Source organism: Hymenobacter polaris (assembly GCF_012927305.1).
Classification (GTDB): Bacteria; Bacteroidota; Bacteroidia; order Cytophagales; family Hymenobacteraceae; genus Hymenobacter; species Hymenobacter polaris.
Genome location: NZ_JABBGH010000002.1, coordinates 704,659 through 723,005, shown reverse-complemented (window position 1 = coordinate 723,005; position 18,347 = coordinate 704,659). Strand labels below are relative to the sequence as shown.

At 67.2% G+C, this 18,347-nt stretch carries 11 protein-coding genes; 7 read left to right on the top strand and 4 right to left on the bottom strand.

Going from position 1 to position 18,347, the window contains the following annotated elements:
• Nucleotides 1-135 precede the first annotated feature (135 nt).
• On the top strand, nucleotides 136-1,377 hold the full coding sequence (locus tag HHL22_RS13365) for a glycosyltransferase (protein WP_169531858.1): 1,242 nt from the start codon (nucleotides 136-138) through the stop codon (nucleotides 1,375-1,377).
• Between the two features lie 214 nt (nucleotides 1,378-1,591).
• On the opposite strand, the gene HHL22_RS13360 is transcribed toward HHL22_RS13365, so the two are convergent.
• The 4 genes from HHL22_RS13360 to HHL22_RS13345 form a co-directional block, all read right to left on the bottom strand.
• Nucleotides 1,592-2,191, bottom strand: coding sequence for a class I SAM-dependent DNA methyltransferase (locus tag HHL22_RS13360; protein ID WP_169531857.1), 600 nt, complete (start codon nucleotides 2,189-2,191; stop codon nucleotides 1,592-1,594).
• A 21-nt stretch (nucleotides 2,192-2,212) separates the two neighbouring features.
• Entirely contained in the window at nucleotides 2,213-2,941 is a 729-nt protein-coding gene (locus HHL22_RS13355; RefSeq protein ID WP_169531856.1) for a PIG-L deacetylase family protein, read from the bottom strand.
• A 118-nt stretch (nucleotides 2,942-3,059) separates the two neighbouring features.
• Nucleotides 3,060-4,274 (bottom strand): acyl-CoA dehydrogenase family protein, encoded by a 1,215-nt coding sequence (locus tag HHL22_RS13350; protein WP_169531855.1) that lies wholly within the window; start codon nucleotides 4,272-4,274, stop codon nucleotides 3,060-3,062.
• Nucleotides 4,275-4,367: 93 nt separating this feature from the next.
• The gene (locus HHL22_RS13345) at nucleotides 4,368-4,997 is read right to left on the bottom strand and encodes a thioredoxin family protein (protein ID WP_169531854.1); all 630 of its coding nucleotides are present in this window, start codon (nucleotides 4,995-4,997) and stop codon (nucleotides 4,368-4,370) included.
• Between the two features lie 216 nt (nucleotides 4,998-5,213).
• On the opposite strand from HHL22_RS13345, the gene purH reads away from it, so the two are divergent.
• The 6 genes from purH (at nucleotide 5,214) to HHL22_RS13315 (ending at nucleotide 18,165) form a co-directional block, all read left to right on the top strand.
• Nucleotides 5,214-6,734, top strand: coding sequence for a bifunctional phosphoribosylaminoimidazolecarboxamide formyltransferase/IMP cyclohydrolase (gene purH / locus HHL22_RS13340; protein WP_169531853.1), 1,521 nt, complete (start codon nucleotides 5,214-5,216; stop codon nucleotides 6,732-6,734).
• A 160-nt stretch (nucleotides 6,735-6,894) separates the two neighbouring features.
• On the top strand, nucleotides 6,895-8,484 hold the full coding sequence (locus HHL22_RS13335; protein WP_169531852.1) for a Na+/H+ antiporter: 1,590 nt from the start codon (nucleotides 6,895-6,897) through the stop codon (nucleotides 8,482-8,484).
• Between the two features lie 269 nt (nucleotides 8,485-8,753).
• Nucleotides 8,754-9,779: a rod shape-determining protein gene (locus HHL22_RS13330; protein ID WP_169531851.1), complete on the top strand. Its 1,026-nt coding sequence runs from the start codon at nucleotides 8,754-8,756 to the stop codon at nucleotides 9,777-9,779.
• 159 nt (nucleotides 9,780-9,938) lie between these two features.
• Nucleotides 9,939-11,219 carry a rod shape-determining protein MreC gene (gene mreC, locus HHL22_RS13325; RefSeq protein ID WP_169531850.1) on the top strand — a complete coding sequence of 427 codons (1,281 nt, stop codon included), beginning with the start codon at nucleotides 9,939-9,941 and terminating at the stop codon, nucleotides 11,217-11,219.
• Complete coding sequence (locus tag HHL22_RS13320; RefSeq protein WP_241738098.1) at nucleotides 11,216-11,746, top strand: hypothetical protein; 531 nt, start codon at nucleotides 11,216-11,218, stop codon at nucleotides 11,744-11,746. The genes mreC and HHL22_RS13320 overlap by 4 nt, the downstream gene beginning before the upstream one ends.
• Nucleotides 11,747-11,982: 236 nt before the next feature.
• Entirely contained in the window at nucleotides 11,983-18,165 is a 6,183-nt protein-coding gene (locus HHL22_RS13315) for an alpha-2-macroglobulin family protein (protein ID WP_169531849.1), read from the top strand.
• Nucleotides 18,166-18,347: the final 182 nt, after the last annotated feature.

The window sequence follows — 18,347 nt, the reverse complement described above, 5'->3', positions numbered from 1 at the left end:
AGGGCTTTTCATACTGACAAGCAAATAATTACAAATGTCTAGTGAATGAACAGTGGATGAGCGAATTAAAATAGCGCTAATTTCTTGGGCCTAGCCTCAATCCTTCTGCTTAGGGCGGCGTACATAACCGCCTCTATGGACCATTTCGCCACGCCGGCCCGCTTCCACGCTACGCGGGAGGCTACGGCCGCTGCTCCGCCGGCCCCCTCCCTGCTGCCCCCTGCGCCGGCCACCGAGCTGCAGCAGTTGGAGCACACGCTCCGCCGCCAACTGCCGCCGCCCGACGGTGCCCTGCAGGCCTGCGTCATTATTCCGGCCAAGGACGAAGCGGCGGCGCTACCCGCCACCCTGGCCGCGCTAGCTGCCCAAACCACCCTCGACGGCCAGCGGCTACCCGTCGGCATGATTGAGGTGATTGTGCTGGCCAACAACTGCCGCGACCGCACGGCGGCGGCTGTGCGCCAAGCGGCCCGCCGCCACCCTAGCCTAGTGGTGCACGTGGCCGAGCTAGCCCTACCGCCCGCGCATGCCCACGTAGGCCGCGCCCGCCGCCTGCTGCTCGATGAGGCCGCCCGCCGCCTCGAAACCACCATTGGCGCCACTGGCGTACTGCTCAGCACCGATGCCGACACGCTGGCCGCCTCCACGTGGGTGGCCGCCAACCTGCGCGAGATAGAGCGCGGGGCCGAAGCCGTGGGGGGACGCATCCTCACCCAAACCTCGGCGGCGGTGGAGCCCTGCCCGGTGCGCCGCATCCAGGTGTACGACGCCGCCTACCGCGTGCTGCTACGCCAGCTCGAAGACCGCCTCGACCCCTGCACGGCCGACCGCTGGCCCTGCCACCACCAGCACTACGGCGCCAGCCTGGCCCTCACGGTGCGGGCCTACCGCCGCGTGGGCGGCATGCCAGCAGTACCTTATCTAGAAGATGAGGCCTTGTGGCAACTGCTGTGCGCTCAAGACTTGCCGGTGCGCCACAGCCTTCACGCCCAGGTATATACCTCGGCCCGGCGCTGTGGCCGCGTCGAGGTGGGCCTGTCATGGCAGCTGCGCGAGTGGGAGCACCTGAGCGCCCAACAGGGCGAGCTGCACGTTCCCTGCCCCCACGAGCTGGCGCGGGTGTGGCGCGCACGCCGCCGCCTGCGCGCCTGGCACCAGCAAGGCGCCCGCGCCGTGGGGCCCGAGCTGGCCCGCCTGGCTCAGGCACTGGAAGTAACTCCAGCTCAGCTTTTACAGCAAGCCCGCGCCACCGCAGCATTTGGGACACTGTGGCAATGGGTGGAAGCCACCCGCGGGGCTGTGCTGCCCGTGCCCCTTTCGGGCGCGCTGCGTGACCTCCGGCGCTACTTGCGCGAGGGCGTGAAGGGAGCCGTGTAGCAGCGGCAGCCGCTTTCTGCCACAGCAGTGCCCTAGGGATTCAGGCCGAGCTAATGATCTTAAGCGCAGCGTAGTTTCTCGCGTGCTGGTATTGGCAGGAAATATCCACAGCAGCAAAGGAGCGCCTTGCCAGGCTTGCCGAAGCAAGACGCTCTTTTGCAACCGACCCTTATATGGTGAGTAACTTCCGCTTCAGGCGCAGTACGTATTAACCCTAGTTGGCCTTTTCCAGCAGGTCGAGCCGGTAGTTATCGGCGCGGTGGCCGTGCAAGTGCCGCAGGGGGCCACCGGGCCGGGTTTTCTCCAGAAAAAACGCGTGCACTTCGTCGCCGGTCTGGGGGTAGTCGGGTACGAAGGGGGTCCAGTGCACCAGTAGCAGCTGGCCGCCGGGCCCTAGGGCCGCCAGTAGTTGGTCGGCGGCGCGCGTCAGGTCGGGCCGTGACCAGTAGTAGCCCACTTCTGACAGCAAAATCAGGTCGAACTGACCGGCCGGAAACTCGTTGGGTACTTGCAGGCGCCTTATCTCTACCTGGGGCAGGCTGGCGCAGCGCTGCCGGGCCTGGGTTAGGGCCGCCTCGCTCACGTCTACGCTCAGCAGGTGGCCGCAACGCGGCGCTAGCTGCGCCGTGAGCACCCCAATAGAGCAGCCAATCTCGAAGGCCCTAGGGTAGTGCGGGCGCGGCAGGGCCGCCAGCGTATCGGCGTATTTGGCGCGCTCGTAGGGGCTGCTAGTGAAGGCCCAGGGGTCGTTGCTGGCCCGGTACACATCGTCGAAATAATTGGGGGGCAGGGAGTCGGGGTGTTGGTCGTTCATAGCCAGAAGGTAGCGAGCGTTTTATTCAATGTACACCTCAAACGGCTGGGCAAAGTGGCTGAGCATGTGCGCCGACAGCAGAAAGCCGCTAGGGTCGTCGGCGATGGTGCCAGGGGCCAGCTGCGAGCGGTGCGCGGCAATGGCCCGCTGCTTCTGGGGCAGCACGGCGGCCACGTCCAGTCGGAAGCCGGTGCCTTCGCCCGGCTGGGGTAGGTCGGCGGGGGCGGCGCGCTCCCAGGCCCACACCATATACTCGAGGCGGCGCGGGGGCTGGGGCAGGCGGGCCAACGCGGCGGCCACCAGGGCGGCCGTGGCGCGGTGGTCGGGGTGCGGGTCGCGGCGCCAGGGCACCAGCACGGTGTCGGCCTGCTTATCGGCCAGGAAAGCAGCCAGGCGGTCGGCCGCCGCCTCAAACGCGGGACCCTGGCTAGGCACCTGGCTGTCGGGCAGGCCCAGGTACAGCACCTCGCGGTTTTCATCCACGCCCAGCACGGCCAGGGCGTGGCGCAGCTCGGCGTAGCGCAGCTCGCGCCGGGCGGGCGCCGGAAAGTCCTGCGAGTGCGGGTGCGACATGGTACCGTCGCTAACCAGGGCGGCGGCCACGGGCAGGCCTGCCTGCCGCAGCAGGGCTAGCAGGCCGCCGCAGCCTAGGGCCTCATCGTCGGGGTGGGGCACCACAATCACGGTGCGGCCCAGTGTGGCGGCGTAGCTGGCCGGGCGCAGCGGGTACTCAGTAAACGGAATGGCCATGCTGATAAGTGGCGACGAGCTACCCAACTGGGCGCTCCTAGGGCCCGCCAGCGCATTGCAGCAGCCAGGGCCCAGGGTTTTGCCTACGGCCCAATCAGCATTCAGTTAGCCCTAGGGCCTAAAAAAGCTGGTAGGCCGGCTTGTCGGAGGCGAGCGCGAAGCGGCCGGCATCGGCCAAGGCGGCGTCGGGAGCGGGCTGGCGCAGGTAGTGGGTGAGGTCGCGGTGCAAGCGCTCGAAGGGCTCGGGCTGCAGCAGACCGCGGGCGCCCACGCAGCGCTCGGCCAGGCGCAGGGTGGTGAGGCAGATTTCCTCGGTGGCCGTGCGCATCAGGTTGGCGTAGGCGGCGATGGTAGCCAGGCGGGCCGGGTCGGGGACAGTGGCACCGGCGGGCAGCGCGGCGTGCTCGGCGGCGCCCTGCAGCCAGCGCTGGCCGGCTTCGTGCAGCACCAGCAGCTCGCCCAGGCGCTGGCGCTGGTAGGGGTCGTCGGTGCGGTGCTGGCGGCGCAGAAAGCGCCGGGTTTCGTCGAGCACGGCGGCCGCGCCGCCCAACTGCACGGCCGCGAAGCGCACCGCTCCACCCCCAAACCAAGGCTGCTGGTAATAGTCGTTGGGCTGGCCGATGAGGTCCGACGGCGCGATTTCCAGGCCCTCTACCTGGGCCCGGAAGCTGGCGGTGGCCCGCATGCCGAGGGGCCGCCAGAAGCTGCGGTCGAGGGTGGGGGCTTGCTGGTCGGCGGGCAGCAGCAGCAGCTGCCAGCCCTGCTTGTCGGGCAGCGCTCCCGTAAGCAAGGCCCGGCTCACCTGGCCGGCGCCCGAGGCGAAAGTTTTGGCGCCGTGCAGCCGGTAGCCCTGCGCATTGGGCAAAGGCTCCAGGCGCACGCCCTCGGCGGGGTTCTCGGTGTTCCAGACCCCGAATAAGTGGCCGGCGCGGGCATCGGCCGCCGCCCGCGCCTGCTGGGCGGGGGTGCCAAAGCGGCGCACCAGCAGCAGGGCGTTGCAGTGGCCTTCCCAGAGGCGGCCTACTGCCAGGTTGCCCCGGCCTAGGTGGTAAAGGGTTTGCAGCAAAGCCAGGGTGTGGGCGGGCTCGCCCAGGCCGGCACCGCCCTGGCTCATGGGCAGCGGGGCGGCCAGCAAGCCGGCCTCGCGCAACCACTGCATTTCGAGCGTGGGGAAGCCCCCGGCCACATCGGTAACCGCCGCCTGGCCGAGCAGCCGGGCAGCTAGCTGGGCGGCGGCCGCCGCGGCGGCCGCGGGGGTGGCTGGCAGCGCCGTGGCTTCGCCCGCCGGCGCGGCTGGGGCAAGTGTAAAATCGGCAGCATGGAAGTCAGTCATCAGCGCGCGGCGGAAAAGGAATGGGTAGTAGAAGCTTACTTAACCCCGAAGTGCCGCCGATAGTTGCCTGGCCCTACTTCTACGCCCGCTACCCTAGGCCCCCAGGCTTTGCACCAGTGCCAGCAGCTCCTGCTGGGTGGTTTGGGTTTTGTCGTGGGCGTACCAAGAGTGTATCTGCGTGATGTACTCGTCGTGCGGCATGCCCTCGCCTTTGAGGCGCAGCAGCAGCGCCTGGGCCGGCGCGGGCCTAGGGCCCCAGGCGGCCACTTCCGTCAGGGTGTCGGCCTCGAACACGACGAGGCGCGGAATGGCGCGGCTGGTGCCGGTGAGGTAGCGGTCCATGAGGTCCAGGTTTTCGTCGCGCAGCAGGTAGCGGGTTTCGATGTTGCCCTCGCTGGCCTGGGCCACGGCCTCCATCACGGGCACCAGCTGGGCCGCGTCGCCGCACCAGCCTTCCGTTAGTATCAGCCACACGTAAGGGCGCGGCAGCTGGCGGGCGGCGGCTACCAGCTCGGGCAGCAGGTGCACGGTTTTGTCGAGGCGCTGCATACGCTGCACGTTGAGCTGGGTGTAGTGCGTCAGCTCGGGGGTTTGCTGGGGGCCGGTGGTTTTGCCTTCGGCCAGCAGCTGGTCGATGTGCTGGCGGTAGCTGGCGTAGGTGTAGGCCGCAGCCAGGCGGGCGGAACTCAGGGCGGGCGCGTTGGGCGGGGTGGTGGCGGGCATGTAGCGAGGTAGTGGTGGCGTGATGGGGTAGTAGTGCTTTAACCACCACCGCGGCTGGAAGTCAGTCTCCCTAGGCCTTTTTTCCGAAAAAAAGCCCTAGGGCCGCCCGCCCCGCCTACCTTTGCCAGGCCAACCCGCGCCGGTGCTTGGCCGGACCAGGGAAGCGACGCGCCACGCGCCGCCGGGCATTGTACCCCCACTTATTTCCCGTTTTTCATGTCCGCTCGCCCCATTCGCGCCGCGCTCCTATCCGTTTACCACAAAGACCGGCTGGCCCCGCTGGTAGCCACTCTGCGCCGCCTCGGCGTCACGCTCTACTCCACGGGCGGCACCCAACAGTTTCTGGAAGAGCAAGGTGCTGAAGTAGTTGCCGTAGAAGACCTGACGGGCTTCCCCGAAGTATTTGGCGGGCGCGTAAAAACGCTGCACCCCAAGGTATTTGGGGGCATCCTGCACCGCCGCCACGAGGCCGCCGACCTGGCCCAGGCCCAGGAGCACGGCATCCCGCCCATCGACCTGGTGGTGGTGGACCTGTATCCCTTCGAGGAAACAGTGGCCAGCGGCGCCGACGAGCAGGCTGTGATTGAGAAAATTGACATCGGCGGCATCGCGCTGCTGCGCGCCGCCGCCAAAAACTACCGCGACGTGCTGGTAGTCAGCTCGCGCGACCAGTACGAGGCCGTGACGAAGCTACTGGACGAAACCAACGGCAGCCCCAGCTACGACGACCACCGCCACTACGCCGCCGCCGCCTTCGCCACTACCAGCCACTACGACACCGAGATTTTCAAGTACGTGAGCCAGGGCACTACCCTAGGGGCTACCGGCGGGCAAACCACCCCCCTGCGCTACGGCGAAAACCCGCATCAGGCCGGCGCCTTCCTCGGCGACCTGGGGGCGCTGTTCGACCAGCTGCACGGCAAGCAGCTGAGCTACAACAACCTGGTGGACGTGGATGCCGCCGTGCAGCTCATGCGCGAGTTTGCCCTAGGGCCGCCCGCCGTGGCCATTCTCAAGCACACCAACGCCTGCGGCGTGGCCCAGGCCGCCAGCCTGCACGAGGCCTACCTGAACGCCCTGGCCTGCGACCCAGTGTCTGCTTTCGGCGGCGTGATTATCGTGAACAAGCAAGTGGATGAGGCCACGGCCCAGGAGCTGAACAAGCTGTTCTTCGAGGTGCTCATTGCGCCGGAGTTCGCGGCCGACGCCTTGCCCATCCTGCAAAGCAAGAAAAACCGCATCCTGCTGCGCCAGAAGCCGGTGGAGCTGCCTAAGAAGCTCATCAAGACGCTGCTCAACGGCGTAATTGAGCAGGACGCCGACCTGGCCATCGAAACCGCCCAGGACTTCCGCACCGTTACCGAGTCGGCCCCCAGCCCCGACGAGACAGCGGCCCTAGAGTTTGCCCTCAAGATTTGCAAGCACACCAAGAGCAACACCATCGTGCTGGCCCGCGCCGGCCAGCTGCTGGCCAGCGGGGTAGGCCAGACCTCTAGAGTCGATGCGCTGCGCCAGGCCATCGAGAAAGCCGGTAGCTTCGGCTTCGACCTGCACGGCGCCGTCATGGCCTCCGACGCCTTCTTCCCCTTCCCCGACTGCGTGGAAATTGCCGGGGCGGCCGGCATCCGGGCGGTGGTGCAGCCCGGCGGCTCCATTAAGGACCAGGATAGCATCGCCGCCTGCAACCGCCTGGGCATGGCCATGGTGCTGACGGGAGTGCGCCACTTCAAGCACTAACCTATTCCGTTTGAAATGAGTTAAAAGCGAACGTCATGCTCATCTGGCGTCCGCTTGCCGAAGCATCTCTACCGCGCCGTATTGTTTGGTAGAGATGCTTCGACAGGCGGACGCCAGATGAGCATGACGTGCTTTTTTATCCCAGACCTTCCCGAACCCTATGCACGAAATTGAACTCCTGGTAATTCTACTGGCCGTGACGACGGCGCTGGCCGAGGTGGCTAATCGGCTGAGCATTCCGTACCCGGTGCTGCTGGTGCTGGCGGGCCTGGGGCTGAGTTTGCTGCCGGGGCTGCCGCCGGTAGTGCTGGCGCCCGAGCTGGTGTTTTTCGTGTTTCTGCCGCCGCTGCTCTACGCCTCGGCCTGGGAGCTGTCGTGGTCGGCGTTTCGGAGCGAGGCGCGGCCCATCAGCTTGCTGGCGGTGGGGTGCGTGCTGTTTTCGCTGGCCGTGGTGGCGGCCGTGGCCCATTACGTGCTGCCCGGCTTCGGCTGGGGGCCGGCCTTCGTGCTGGCGGCCATTGTGGCGCCCACCGATGCCGTGTCGGCCTCGGTGGCCACCAAGGGGCTGCCGGTGCCGCGCCGCCTCACCACCATCCTGGAGGGCGAAAGCCTGGTGAACGACGCCACCGGCCTGATTGCCTACCGCTACGCGGTGGCGGCGGTGCTTACGGGGCAGTTTGCCCTAGGGAAGGCGGCGGGGCAGCTGGTGCTGGTGGCCGGGGTGGGCATTGGGGTGGGGCTGGCCGTGGGGGCCGCGTTCTACGGCGTTCACCGCCTCTCGCGCACCAGCGTGGCCATCGATACTAGCCTGAGTTTGCTCACGCCCTATGCCGCCTACCTGCTAGCCGAAACCTTTCACGGCTCGGGGGTGCTGGCGGTGGTGGCGGCGGCCCTGTTTGGCAGCCACTACTCGGGCCGCATCTTCGCCCACGACCGGCGCCTGCAGGCCGCGGCCGTGTGGGACACGCTGGAGTTTCTTATGAACGGGCTGGTATTCATCCTTATCGGCCTGCAGCTGCCTGCCGTTATCGAGGGGGTGGCGCCCGGCCTGCGCTGGCCGCTGGTGGGCTACGGCGTGCTCATCAGCTTGGCCGTGCTCGGCGCCCGCATGTTGTGGGTGTACCCCAGTTCCTACCTGCCGCGCTGGCTCAGCCGCCGGGCCGAAGTCGATGCGCCCACGTTTGGCGAGCTGACGCTGCTGGGCTGGGGCGGGATGCGCGGGGTGCTGAGTTTGGCTGCCGCGCTGGCCGTGCCGTTGGCGCTGCCGTCGGGAGCTGAGTTTCCGCAGCGCAATCCCATTCTGCTGCTCACCTTCATCGTTATTCTGGTGTCGCTGCTGGTGCAGGGCCTCACCCTGCGGCCGCTCATCAGCCTGCTAGGCATCGAAACCGACGACCGGGCCGAGCGCGAGGAGTTGGCGCTGCGCGTGCGCTTGGCCTCGCAGTCGCTGGCCTACCTGCGCAGCCCCGAAGCCGCCAGCCAGGCCCCGGCCGAAATCCTGGGCCGTATGCAGTCGCGCTACCAGATTCGCCTCGACCGCCTGCAAAAACGGGCCACCGAGGGCCACGACGCCGTGCCCGAAGCCACGCTCTCGCCCTTCCAAAAGCTGCAGGAAGTGCTCATTCACTACGAGCGCGGCGTGCTGGAAGAGCTGCGCCGCGCGCACGACAGCAGCGAGGAAACCCTGCGCAAGCTAGAGCTGGAGCTTGACCTGGAGGAAGGCCGCCTGGCCCTCGACAAGGCGCAGTAGGCCCTAGGGGCACCAGCCAAGCCGGAGGTGGCCGGCCGGCGATGGGGACGGGGCTTGCCCCCGCCCGGCGGCAGGCGGAACTCCACCGCGCCAGCTTGCAAACCCGCCCGAGCATCGTGCAACGACGGGCGGGGGCCAGCCCCGCCCCTACGCCCTGGCGACCAAGTGCGTTTAGTCTGTGCCAGGGGTAACCGCCCTTTCAACCCCGGCGAGTTATATCGTACCTTTGCTCCTTACTACGACCGACTAATTCGCTCCGCGTTTTTTAAATGGGTTTCTTCAACTTCCTGACCAGCGACATTGCCATGGACCTGGGCACGGCCAATACCCTTATCATTCACAATGACAAGGTAGTAGTGGACGAGCCGAGCATCATTGCCAAAGACCGGACCACCAACAAGGTGATTGCCGTGGGCAGCCGGGCCCAGCAGATGCACGAGAAAACCCACGATAATATTAAGACCATCCGGCCCCTGAAAGACGGCGTGATTGCCGACTTCCACGCCGCCGAAGAAATGATTAAGGGCCTTATTCGGCTCATCGACACCCGCAACCGCTTGTTCCAGCAGTCGCACCGCATGGTTATCTGCATTCCCTCGGGCATCACGGAAGTGGAGAAGCGCGCCGTGCGCGACTCGGCCGAGCACGCCGGCGCTAAGGAAGTGTGGATGATTCAGGAGCCCATGGCCGCCGCCATCGGCATCGGCATCGACGTGGAGCAGCCCATGGGCTCGATGATTATCGACATCGGGGGCGGCACCACCGAGGTGGCCGTTATCGCGCTGTCGGGCATCGTCTGCGACCAAAGCATTAAAACGGCCGGCGACGTCTTCAACCAGGACATTCTCGACTACATGCGCCGCCAGCACAACCTGCTGATTGGCGAGCGCTCGGCCGAGCGTATCAAGATTGAGGTGGGTGCAGCCCTGACCGAGCTAGACGTGACGCCGCCCGACTACGAGGTGCGTGGCCGCGACCTGATGACGGGCATCCCGAAGGTGATAAAGGTCACGTCGTCGGAAATCGCCATCGCCCTCGACAAGTCGGTGGCCAAAATCGAAGAAGCCGTGCTCAAGGCCTTGGAAATCAGCCCACCCGAGCTGTCAGCCGACATCTACGAGAACGGCATCCACCTGACCGGCGGCGGCGCCCTGCTGCGCGGCCTCGACAAGCGCCTGGCCGCCAAAACCAAGCTGCCCATCCACATTGCCGAAGACCCGCTGCGCGCCGTGGTGCGCGGCACCGGCAAGGCCATCAAGGACATTCAGGGTTTCCGGGGCGTACTCTTGACGTAGTCAAAGAGCAATCTAAGGCGGTCATGCTGAGCTGGCCGAAGCATCTCTGCTGCGTAACTAACTCCTGACGTTAGGATTACGCACGCAGTAGAGATGCTTCGGCCAGCTCAGCATGACCGCCTTTAGTACCTTTTAACTTTTAAATCATAACTCAACGAAGTGCGTAACCTCATCGCGTTTGTGCTGCGCTACCAGGGCGTGATGCTCTTCGTGCTGCTGGAAGTGGTGAGTTTATTTTTGTTTATTACCAACAGCTCGTACCAGCGGGCGGCGTTCTTCAACTCGGCCAATGCCTACGCGGGGGCCGTGCTGACGCGCCGCACCGAAGTGGCCGACTATTTCCGCCTGGGCGAGCTGAACCAGCAGCTGCTGGCCGAGAACGCGCGCCTGCACCAGCAGCTATTTCCGCCCGACTTTGCCCACCGCGAGGCCGACTCGCTGCCCGTGGGCCGCGACACGCTGGGCCGCCTCGTGTACCGGCACTTGCGGCCCCGGCTGGCCGCCCCGGCCCTAGGGGCTGCGGGGCCCGCCAAGGCTAGCGGTAGCCCCCCGCCCCTCGCCCCCCGCTACCCCGACACGCTGCTGCTGGGCGATACCCGCCTGCCCACCCGCAGCGCGGCTTACCCGCTAGTGCCGGCCCGGGTGGTGAACAACTCGCTGCGCAGTGTGGATAACTACTTGACGCTGAACGTGGGCGCGGCCGATGGCGTGCAGACGGGCCAGGGCGTGCTGGCCCCAGGTGGCGTGGTGGGCCGCATCAAATCGGTGAGCGCGCACTACGCCACCGTCACGTCGCTGCTAAACTCGAAGACGGCGGTGGCGGCCCGCCTCAAGCGCGACGGCACGTTTGGCAGCCTGCGCTGGCCCGGCGATGACTACCGCTACGCGCTGCTCGACTACATCCCGCGCCAAAACAAGCTGATGCGCGGCGACACGGTGCTGACGTCGGGCTACAACGCGGTGTTTCCGGAGGGGGTATTTATCGGCACGGTAGCAGACTTCGTGAAAGAGCCCGACAAGAACTTCTGGACGGTGCAGGTGCGCCTAGGGGTCGATTTCAGCCGGCTCGTGTACGTGTACGTGGTGCACAACCGCGCCAGCACCGAGCGCGACTCGCTGGAAACTGCCCTGACCCAGGAACTGAACCCGCCCAAAGGCACCGCGGCTAAGCCGGCCGCTAAGGGCACCAAGCCGGCCCCTAGCTCTGGCCCCGTGCGCTACGTGCCGCAAACGGGCCTGGTTAATAAGATTGAGGCCGCCCGGCAGGAGGGCTTGGCGCAGGCCCGCGCTGAGTACGCCGCCAAAGCCGCCGCCGAAGCCAAAGCCCGTGCTGCCGCCGAAAAGCTGGCCAAAGCCAAAGCCGCCGCCGAAGCCAAGGCCAAAGCCGCCAAAGCCGCGCAGGCATCCGACGCCACCCCTAGCCCCCCGCCCCAGCCATGAGTGCCGTTTGGATGGTGCTGCGGCAGCTGGTGCGCTTTGCCCTATATGCGGGCGCCTACGTCTTGATTATCAGCCAGCTCAAGCTGTTTGAGGTGGGCTGGTGCTTCTTTTACTTGGGCTTTTTGCTGTTTTTGCCGCTGCGGCTGCCCGTGGCGGCGCAGCTGCTGCTGGGCTTCGGCACGGGCCTGGCCATGGACATCTGCTTCGATACCGGCGGGCTGCACGCGGCCACGGCCGTGCTGCTGATGTACGCGCGCCCTAGGGTCATTGGCCTGCTCACCCCGCGCGACGGCTACGACGCCCAGGACGAGGTGAACGTGCACCAGATGGGCTGGCAGTGGTTTATGGTGTATTTGCTGCTGCTGGTGAGTTTGCACCACGCCGCCTATTTCTTCCTGGAGCTGGGCTCGTTTCGGCGCCCGCTGCTAACGCTGGCGCGGGTGGGGGCCAGCATCCTGTTTACCAGCGTGGCGCTGCTGATTGTGCAGCTGCTGTTCTTCCCGGTGCGCCGGGGCCGGCGGGGGTAGGTTGGTGAAGGGGTGAAGGAATAAACAGGCGGTCATGCTGAGCCTGCCGAAGCATCTCTACCGAACGATACCCTAGGGGCGCGGTAGAGATGCTTCGGCAGGCTCAGCATGACCGCCTGTTTATTCCTTCACCCCTTCATTCATTGCTTCCTGTGCAATTGGCCCAATTCTGGCATCTTTAGGCGAAGCATATTCCTTTTCCGATGCGCCACCTGCTGCTATTTTGCTGCCTGCTGATGACCACCCTCCTCGCCGACTCGGCCGCGCCGGGCCCTAATCCACCCTACGCGGCGCAGTGGAAGCGGATTGACGCGCTGCTGCGTAAGGACCAGACGGCCAGCGCCGCGCCGCTGGTGGAAAAGCTGTACCAGCAGGCCCGGCGCGAGGGCAACACCCCGGCCTACGTGCGGGCGCTGCTGTATAAGATTCGGCTGCTCGAAAACAAGGAGAACGATGCCACCGAAAAGGCCATTGCGCTGCTGGAGCGCGATGCGCAGGCGGCCACCTTCCCGGCGCGGCCCATCCTGCACTCGCTGCTGGCGGGGCTCTACGCCGAGTACTTCAACCAGCACCGCTACCAGCTGTACCAGCGCACGCCGGGGGCCGCCCCCACCACCGACCAGGCCGCGCCCGGCCAGGCCGACGGGGGCACTGACCTCGCCACCTGGGACGCCCGCCGCCTGGGGGCTGCCATTGCCCGCCACTACCAGCAGTCGGTGCAAGATGAGCCCCAGCGCCAGCTGCAAACCACCCTGGCCGAGCTGGGCGACCTGGCCACCGGCGGCGACGCCGAGGGCCGCGCCCGGCGTCCCACCCTCTACGACCTGCTGGCCCAGCGCGCCATCGCGGGCCTGCAAAACCAGGAGCTGACTGCCACGCAGCCCGCGCCGCCCTTCGAGCTGAGCGCTTACCCCACCGCCGCGCTTTTTGGCTCTGCCGCCGAGTTTGCCACCCTAGGGCTGCGCGCGCCGGCCGCCGACTCGCTCAGCCACGAGCTGCTGACTTTGCGCCTGCTGCAAGCGCTGACGGCCCAGCGCCTGCGCCAGCCCCAAAACCAGCTGGCGCTGGCCGACGTGGACTTGCAGCGGCTCGACTACCTGCACAGCCTCGCGCAAGGCACCGACCAAGCTGCCGCCTATGAGCCGGCCCTAATCCGCGCGGCATTAGAATACAAGGACCTACCCATCGGGTCAGAGTTCGTTTTCCGCCAGGCTGTAGCCCGCCATGAGGCCGGCGACGAAATAGCTGCTGTGCATTGGGCCCACACCGCCAATGGACGCTTTCCAAAGTCGCGCGGGGCGGCGCAGGCGCGGCAGTTGCGGGCCGAGATTGAGCAGCCTGAAGTTGCCTTCACGGCGGCCGAAATAGTGGTGCCCGGCCAGCCCTGGCGCCTCGACCTGACGGCGCGCAACGTGCGTGAGTTGCACGCCTGGGCCTACCGCATTTCGCTGCGCGAGTGGCAGCGGGGCACTGGCTTTGATGGGCAGGACTGGACCATAGCCAAGCGCTTTGCGCGCGTTCTCAAGGCTGCGCCGGCCGCTACTTGGCAGGTGCCGGTGCCCGCGCACCCGGCTGACTACAAGGAGCAGCAGTTTGCCGCGGCGGGGCCCGCATTACCGGTGGGCTACTACCTGGTGCTGCTCAGTAACCAGGCCGCGCTGGTTACCGACCCGACCGCTAAGTCGGCGCCGGCGGGCAGCGTGACAGCCTGGGGCGTGCTAGGGGCCAGCGAATTGAGCGCGCTCAGCCAAACCGACGCCACCACCCGCCAAACCCAGGTGCTGGTGCTGCACCGCCAAACCGGGCAACCGCTGGCCGGCGTGCAGGCCCAGCCCACCTACGCCGCCTACCGCAACGGCATGGATACCAAGCGCCTAGGCCCGCCCCAGCCCACCGAAGCCAGCGGCCGCGTCACCCTGCCGGCCCCCACCCAAACCAACGACTACCACGAGCAGCTGGCGGCCGTGCGCCTGTGGCGCGGGCGCGACACGCTGGTGCTCAATAGCCCGGCCGGCTACTACGGCGGCCAGCCGCAGCATCAATTGCAGCAACGCACCTTTCTGTTTAGCGACCGGGCCATTTACCGACCGGGGCAGACGGTGTACTTCAAGGGCATTCTGACCCAGACGTATGGCAATGACACCAAGCTGCTGACGGGCCACCCGGCCAGCGTGCGGCTGCTCGATGCCAACGGCCAAACGGTGCAGACGCTCACCTTCACCAGCTCCGACTTTGGCTCGTTTCACGGCTCCTTCGTGCTGCCTACCGGGCGGCTCAACGGCGAGTACCAGCTGAGCACCGACAACGGCAGCCTGGCTTTTTCGGTGGAGGACTACAAGCGGCCCACGTTTCTGGTGCAGCTGGACTCGGTGCCGGGCCGGCCGCAGCTGGGGCAGCCGCTCACGGCCACGGGCCGGGCCCGCGCCTACGCCGGGCAAGCCACCGACGGGGCCAGGGTGCAGTACCGCGTGACGCGCCGCGAGCTGTGGCCGCTGTTTGGCCGCGCGGCGCAGGCTATTTACGGTTCGCGAGGGCGGGCCCCCAGCCAGGAAGTAGCCCACGGCACCACCACCACCGACGCCGAGGGGCGCTTTAGCTTCACCTTTACGCCGCCGCTGGCCCCTAGGCCCACTGGGCGCCGCTGGGAACCGGGCTACCTCTACGAGCTAACGGCCGACGTGACCGACGCGGCCGGCGAAACCCGCAGCGCTAGCCGCAGCTTCTCCATCGGCCGCAACCCGCTCAGCCTCAGCCTAACCGGGCCCGAGCTGGCCGACCGGCGCCACCTGCCGGCCTTCGCGCTGCTGAGCACCAACGCCACCGGCGAGGCGCTGCCCGCCACCGGCACGCTGCGCCTGCTGGCCCGCCGCTTCCGCCCCAACCCGCCCGGCGTGCCCGGCCCCGCGCCCGAAACGGAGGCCGACGAGCTGCCCGCCGAATTGGTGAAAACCCAGCCCTTCGACACCCGCCAAAACCCTAGGCTCGACCTGGCCGCGCTGCTAGCGCAGGTGCCCACCGGCCGCTACCGCTTGGAGGCGCGGGGCACGGGCGCCGACTCGGCCCGCGCTCAACTCGACTTCACGCTCTTCGACTCGGAGGCGGCCACCGTGCCCTTTGCCACGCCCGACTGGTTTGCGGTGCTGGCCGATACCGTGGCGCCCGGCCAGCCGGCCCGCCTCTTGCTGGGCAGCAGCGAAGCCGACGCCCACGTGCTGCTGGAGGTGGAGCGCGGCGGCCAGCTGCTGCGCCAGGAATGGCTGACGCTAACCGCCGGCCAGCAGCGCCGCCTGAGCCTAGACAGCGGCCCGGCCACGGCCCTAGGGCCGCTTTACATCCACACCACCCAGGTGCGCGACGGCCGCCTCTACCGCCACGATGCCAGCGTGCAGGTGGCCGAGCGCCCGCAGCCGCTGCAGCTCAGCCTCAGCACCTTCCGCGACCGGCTGCAGCCGGGCCAGCGCGAAACCTGGCGCCTCACCATCCGCCAGGCCAACGGCCAACCGGCCGATGCCGAGCTGCTGGCCACGCTCTACGACCAAAGCCTGGACGTTTTTCGGCTACACCGCTTTCAGGGGTTAGAGTTTGGGAATAACTACTACCCGGCGCGGTTTGAGTGGGAAGGCGAGTTTGGGGAGGTGAGTTCTGAATCTTACGGCACTACAGACAGTGGTCCGGGACCAAAAGAGGTTAACTACCCTGAGTTGAATGGCTGGTATCAGCACTTTATTGTTGAAGTACCGGACCAAGATGAGCTAAAAGAGAGAGTAGTATCGACTGTTACCGTAAAAGGCAATTCAGATGCGGTGGACGCTGATGGTTACGATGCTGGACCTAGCCTACGTACTCGAGCTGCCGCGCCAATGATGGTTGCAGCAGATAAATTATCATCATTCAAAAGAAAAAGCGCCAGCGGCATCGTCCATGCTGAAGCTGATAATGCAGAGCAACCATCTGCTGCTCCCGACCTCAGCACCGTGCCCACCCGCACCGATTTCCGCGAAACGGCGCTGTGGGAGCCGGCTTTGCGCACCGATAAGCAGGGCGACGTGGTGCTGGAGTTTCAGATGCCCGAGGCCGTGACGCGCTGGCAGCTGCTGGCCCTGGCCCACGACCGGCAGCTGCACAGCGGCCAGCTGGCTCGCCAACTCGTGACACAGAAGGAAATCCAGCTGACGCCCAACGCGCCGCGCTTTTTGCGGCCCGGCGACGCGTTCACCTTCCCCGCCAAGCTCTCCAACCTCACCGACCACGCCGTGAGCGGCACGGCGCAGCTTTTCTTGCTCGATGCCGCTACCGGGCAGGATATTACCAGCCAGCTGCTGCCGGGCCCGGCCCAGCAACCCGTGGCCGCCGCCGCCCACCAGAGCCAGGCCCTAGGGTGGCCGCTGGCCATTCCCACTGATTTTGCGCCGGTGGCCGTCACGTACCGCGTGGTGGCGCAGGCCGGCGGCGAGGGGGCTCCGGGCCCGGCCGGCCGCCGGGCGAAGCGGCAAAGCCTGAAGCCGGCAACCGGGCCGGCGGTGACTTACTCCGATGGCGAGGAAAACACGCTGCCGGTGCTGCCCAACCGCGTGCTCGTGACCGAGCGCCTGCCGCTGACGATACTAGGGCCAGGCACCCGCGAGTTTGAGTTGACCAAGTTGACCAGTACCAGCTCGCCCACCCGGCGCAACCAGAGCCTGACGCTGGAGCTGACCGCCAACCCCGCCTGGTACGCCGTGCAGAGCCTGCCCTACCTGATGGAGTATCCCTACGAGTGCTCGGAGCAGGTATTCGACCGGCTGTACGCCAACCTGCTGGCCGCCCAGGTGCTCAAGGCCAACCCGCGCTTCAAAACCGTGCTGGCCGAGTGGACACGCCAGGCCCAGAGCGGCCCCACCGCCCAGCCAAACGCGCTGGCCAGCAAGCTCGCTCAAAACCAGGACCTCAAGAACCTGCTGCTGCAAGAAACGCCCTGGGTGCGCGACGCCCAGAGCGAAACTGAGCGCCTGGCCCGCCTCAGCACCCTGTTTGACGAAGCCCGGCTGGCCGCCGAAACCACCCGCGCCCTGGCTAAGCTGCAAGCCATGCAGCTGCCCGACGGCTCGTGGCCCTGGTTTGAGCGCATGCCCACCGACCGCTACCTCACCCAACTCATCGTGGCGGGCTTCGGCAAGCTGCGGGCCCTAGGGGCCTTCGATGCCAGCCAGGACGCTGCAGCCCGCCCCTTGCTGCAAGCCGCCCTGGGCTACCTCGACCGCCAGCTGGCCCGCGACTACGCCGAACTGCGCCAAACCAAGGGCGTCAAGTTACCCGAAAACCACCTCGGTGACTTGCAGGTGCAGGCGCTGTATGCGCGCAGCTACTGGCCGCAGCTGGCCGTGCCCACCGCCAGCCGGCCGGCCCTGGCCTATTATCAGGGCCAGGCCGCGCAGCACTGGCTGGGCCGCACGCGTTACCTGCAAGGCCAGCTGGCCCTGGCCCTGCACCGCGCCGACGCGAAGTCAACCGCCGCCGCGCAAATTATGCGCGCCCTGCGCGAAAACGCCCTGCACTCGCCCGAGCTGGGCATGTACTGGCAGGATGTGCAGCCCGGCTACTACTGGCGCGAGGCGCCCACCGAAACCCAGGCCACCCTCATCGAGGCGTTCGACGAGATTGCCGGCGACCAAGAGTCGGTGAATGAGCTGAAGCTGTGGCTGCTGCGCCAAAAGCAAACCCACCACTGGCCCAGCACCCGCGCCACCGCCGATGCCTGCTACGCCCTGCTGCTACGCGGCACCAACTGGCTGGCCACCCCCGCCCAGCCCCTGCAAGTAACGGTGGGCGGCCAGCGCCTCGAGCCTGGCCCCGGCCAGGCCGGCACCGGCTACGTGCGCGCCACCTGGCCGGCCGCCGCGGTGAGGCCCGCCCTAGGCCGCGTCAGCCTCACCAAGCCCGACGCCGGGGTGGCCTGGGGAGCTCTCTACTGGCAGTATTTCGAGGACCTGGACAAGGTGACGCCCGCCGCGGCCGCCCTCAGCCTCGAGCGGCAGCTGTACCGCGAGGTGCGCACTGCCGCCGGCCCCACCCTCGAGAAGCTGACCGCCGCCAGCCCCCTGCGCGTGGGCGACGTGCTGGTGGTGCGCCTGGTGCTGCGCACCGACCGCGCCCTCGAATACGTGCACCTCAAGGACCAGCGCGCCGCCGGCCTGGAGCTGGTGAACCCGCTCAGCGGCTACCAGTACCAGGGTGGCCTAGGGTACTACGAGAGCCCGCGCGATGCCGCCACCCACTTCTTCTTGAGCGAGTTGCCCCGCGGCACCCACGTCTTTGAGTATCGCCTGCGGGCCGCCCAGGCGGGCGACTTCTCGGGCGGCCTCAGCGAGGTGCAGTGCCTGTACGCGCCCGAGTTTGGCGCCACCTCGGCCGGCCAGCGGCTAACTATCGGGCAGCAGTAACGGGGGCCTCACCCCCCGGCCCCCTCTCCTTCAGAGAGGGGGAGCCAGACGATTGTAGGCGTAAGCATACGACTCGACTGCGCCACCTAGGCTCCCCCTCTCTGAAGGAGAGGGGGCCGGGGGGTGAGGCGCAACGCCTGGGCTGGCCCCGCCAGCTACTAAAAGTGCCCGGCCCTCTTCCC

What these genes read in the sequence shown, in the direction of transcription:
- HHL22_RS13365 (WP_169531858.1), top strand. Translation starts at nt 136, where the DNA reads ATGGACCATTTCGCCACGCCGGCCCGCTTCCACGCTACGCGGGAGGCT.
- HHL22_RS13360 (WP_169531857.1), bottom strand. Translation starts at nt 2,191, where the DNA reads ATGAACGACCAACACCCCGACTCCCTGCCCCCCAATTATTTCGACGAT.
- HHL22_RS13355 (WP_169531856.1), bottom strand. Translation starts at nt 2,941, where the DNA reads ATGGCCATTCCGTTTACTGAGTACCCGCTGCGCCCGGCCAGCTACGCC.
- HHL22_RS13350 (WP_169531855.1), bottom strand. Translation starts at nt 4,274, where the DNA reads ATGACTGACTTCCATGCTGCCGATTTTACACTTGCCCCAGCCGCGCCG.
- HHL22_RS13345 (WP_169531854.1), bottom strand. Translation starts at nt 4,997, where the DNA reads ATGCCCGCCACCACCCCGCCCAACGCGCCCGCCCTGAGTTCCGCCCGC.
- purH (WP_169531853.1), top strand. Translation starts at nt 5,214, where the DNA reads ATGTCCGCTCGCCCCATTCGCGCCGCGCTCCTATCCGTTTACCACAAA.
- HHL22_RS13335 (WP_169531852.1), top strand. Translation starts at nt 6,895, where the DNA reads ATGCACGAAATTGAACTCCTGGTAATTCTACTGGCCGTGACGACGGCG.
- HHL22_RS13330 (WP_169531851.1), top strand. Translation starts at nt 8,754, where the DNA reads ATGGGTTTCTTCAACTTCCTGACCAGCGACATTGCCATGGACCTGGGC.
- HHL22_RS13320 (WP_241738098.1), top strand. Translation starts at nt 11,216, where the DNA reads ATGAGTGCCGTTTGGATGGTGCTGCGGCAGCTGGTGCGCTTTGCCCTA.
- HHL22_RS13315 (WP_169531849.1), top strand. Translation starts at nt 11,983, where the DNA reads ATGACCACCCTCCTCGCCGACTCGGCCGCGCCGGGCCCTAATCCACCC.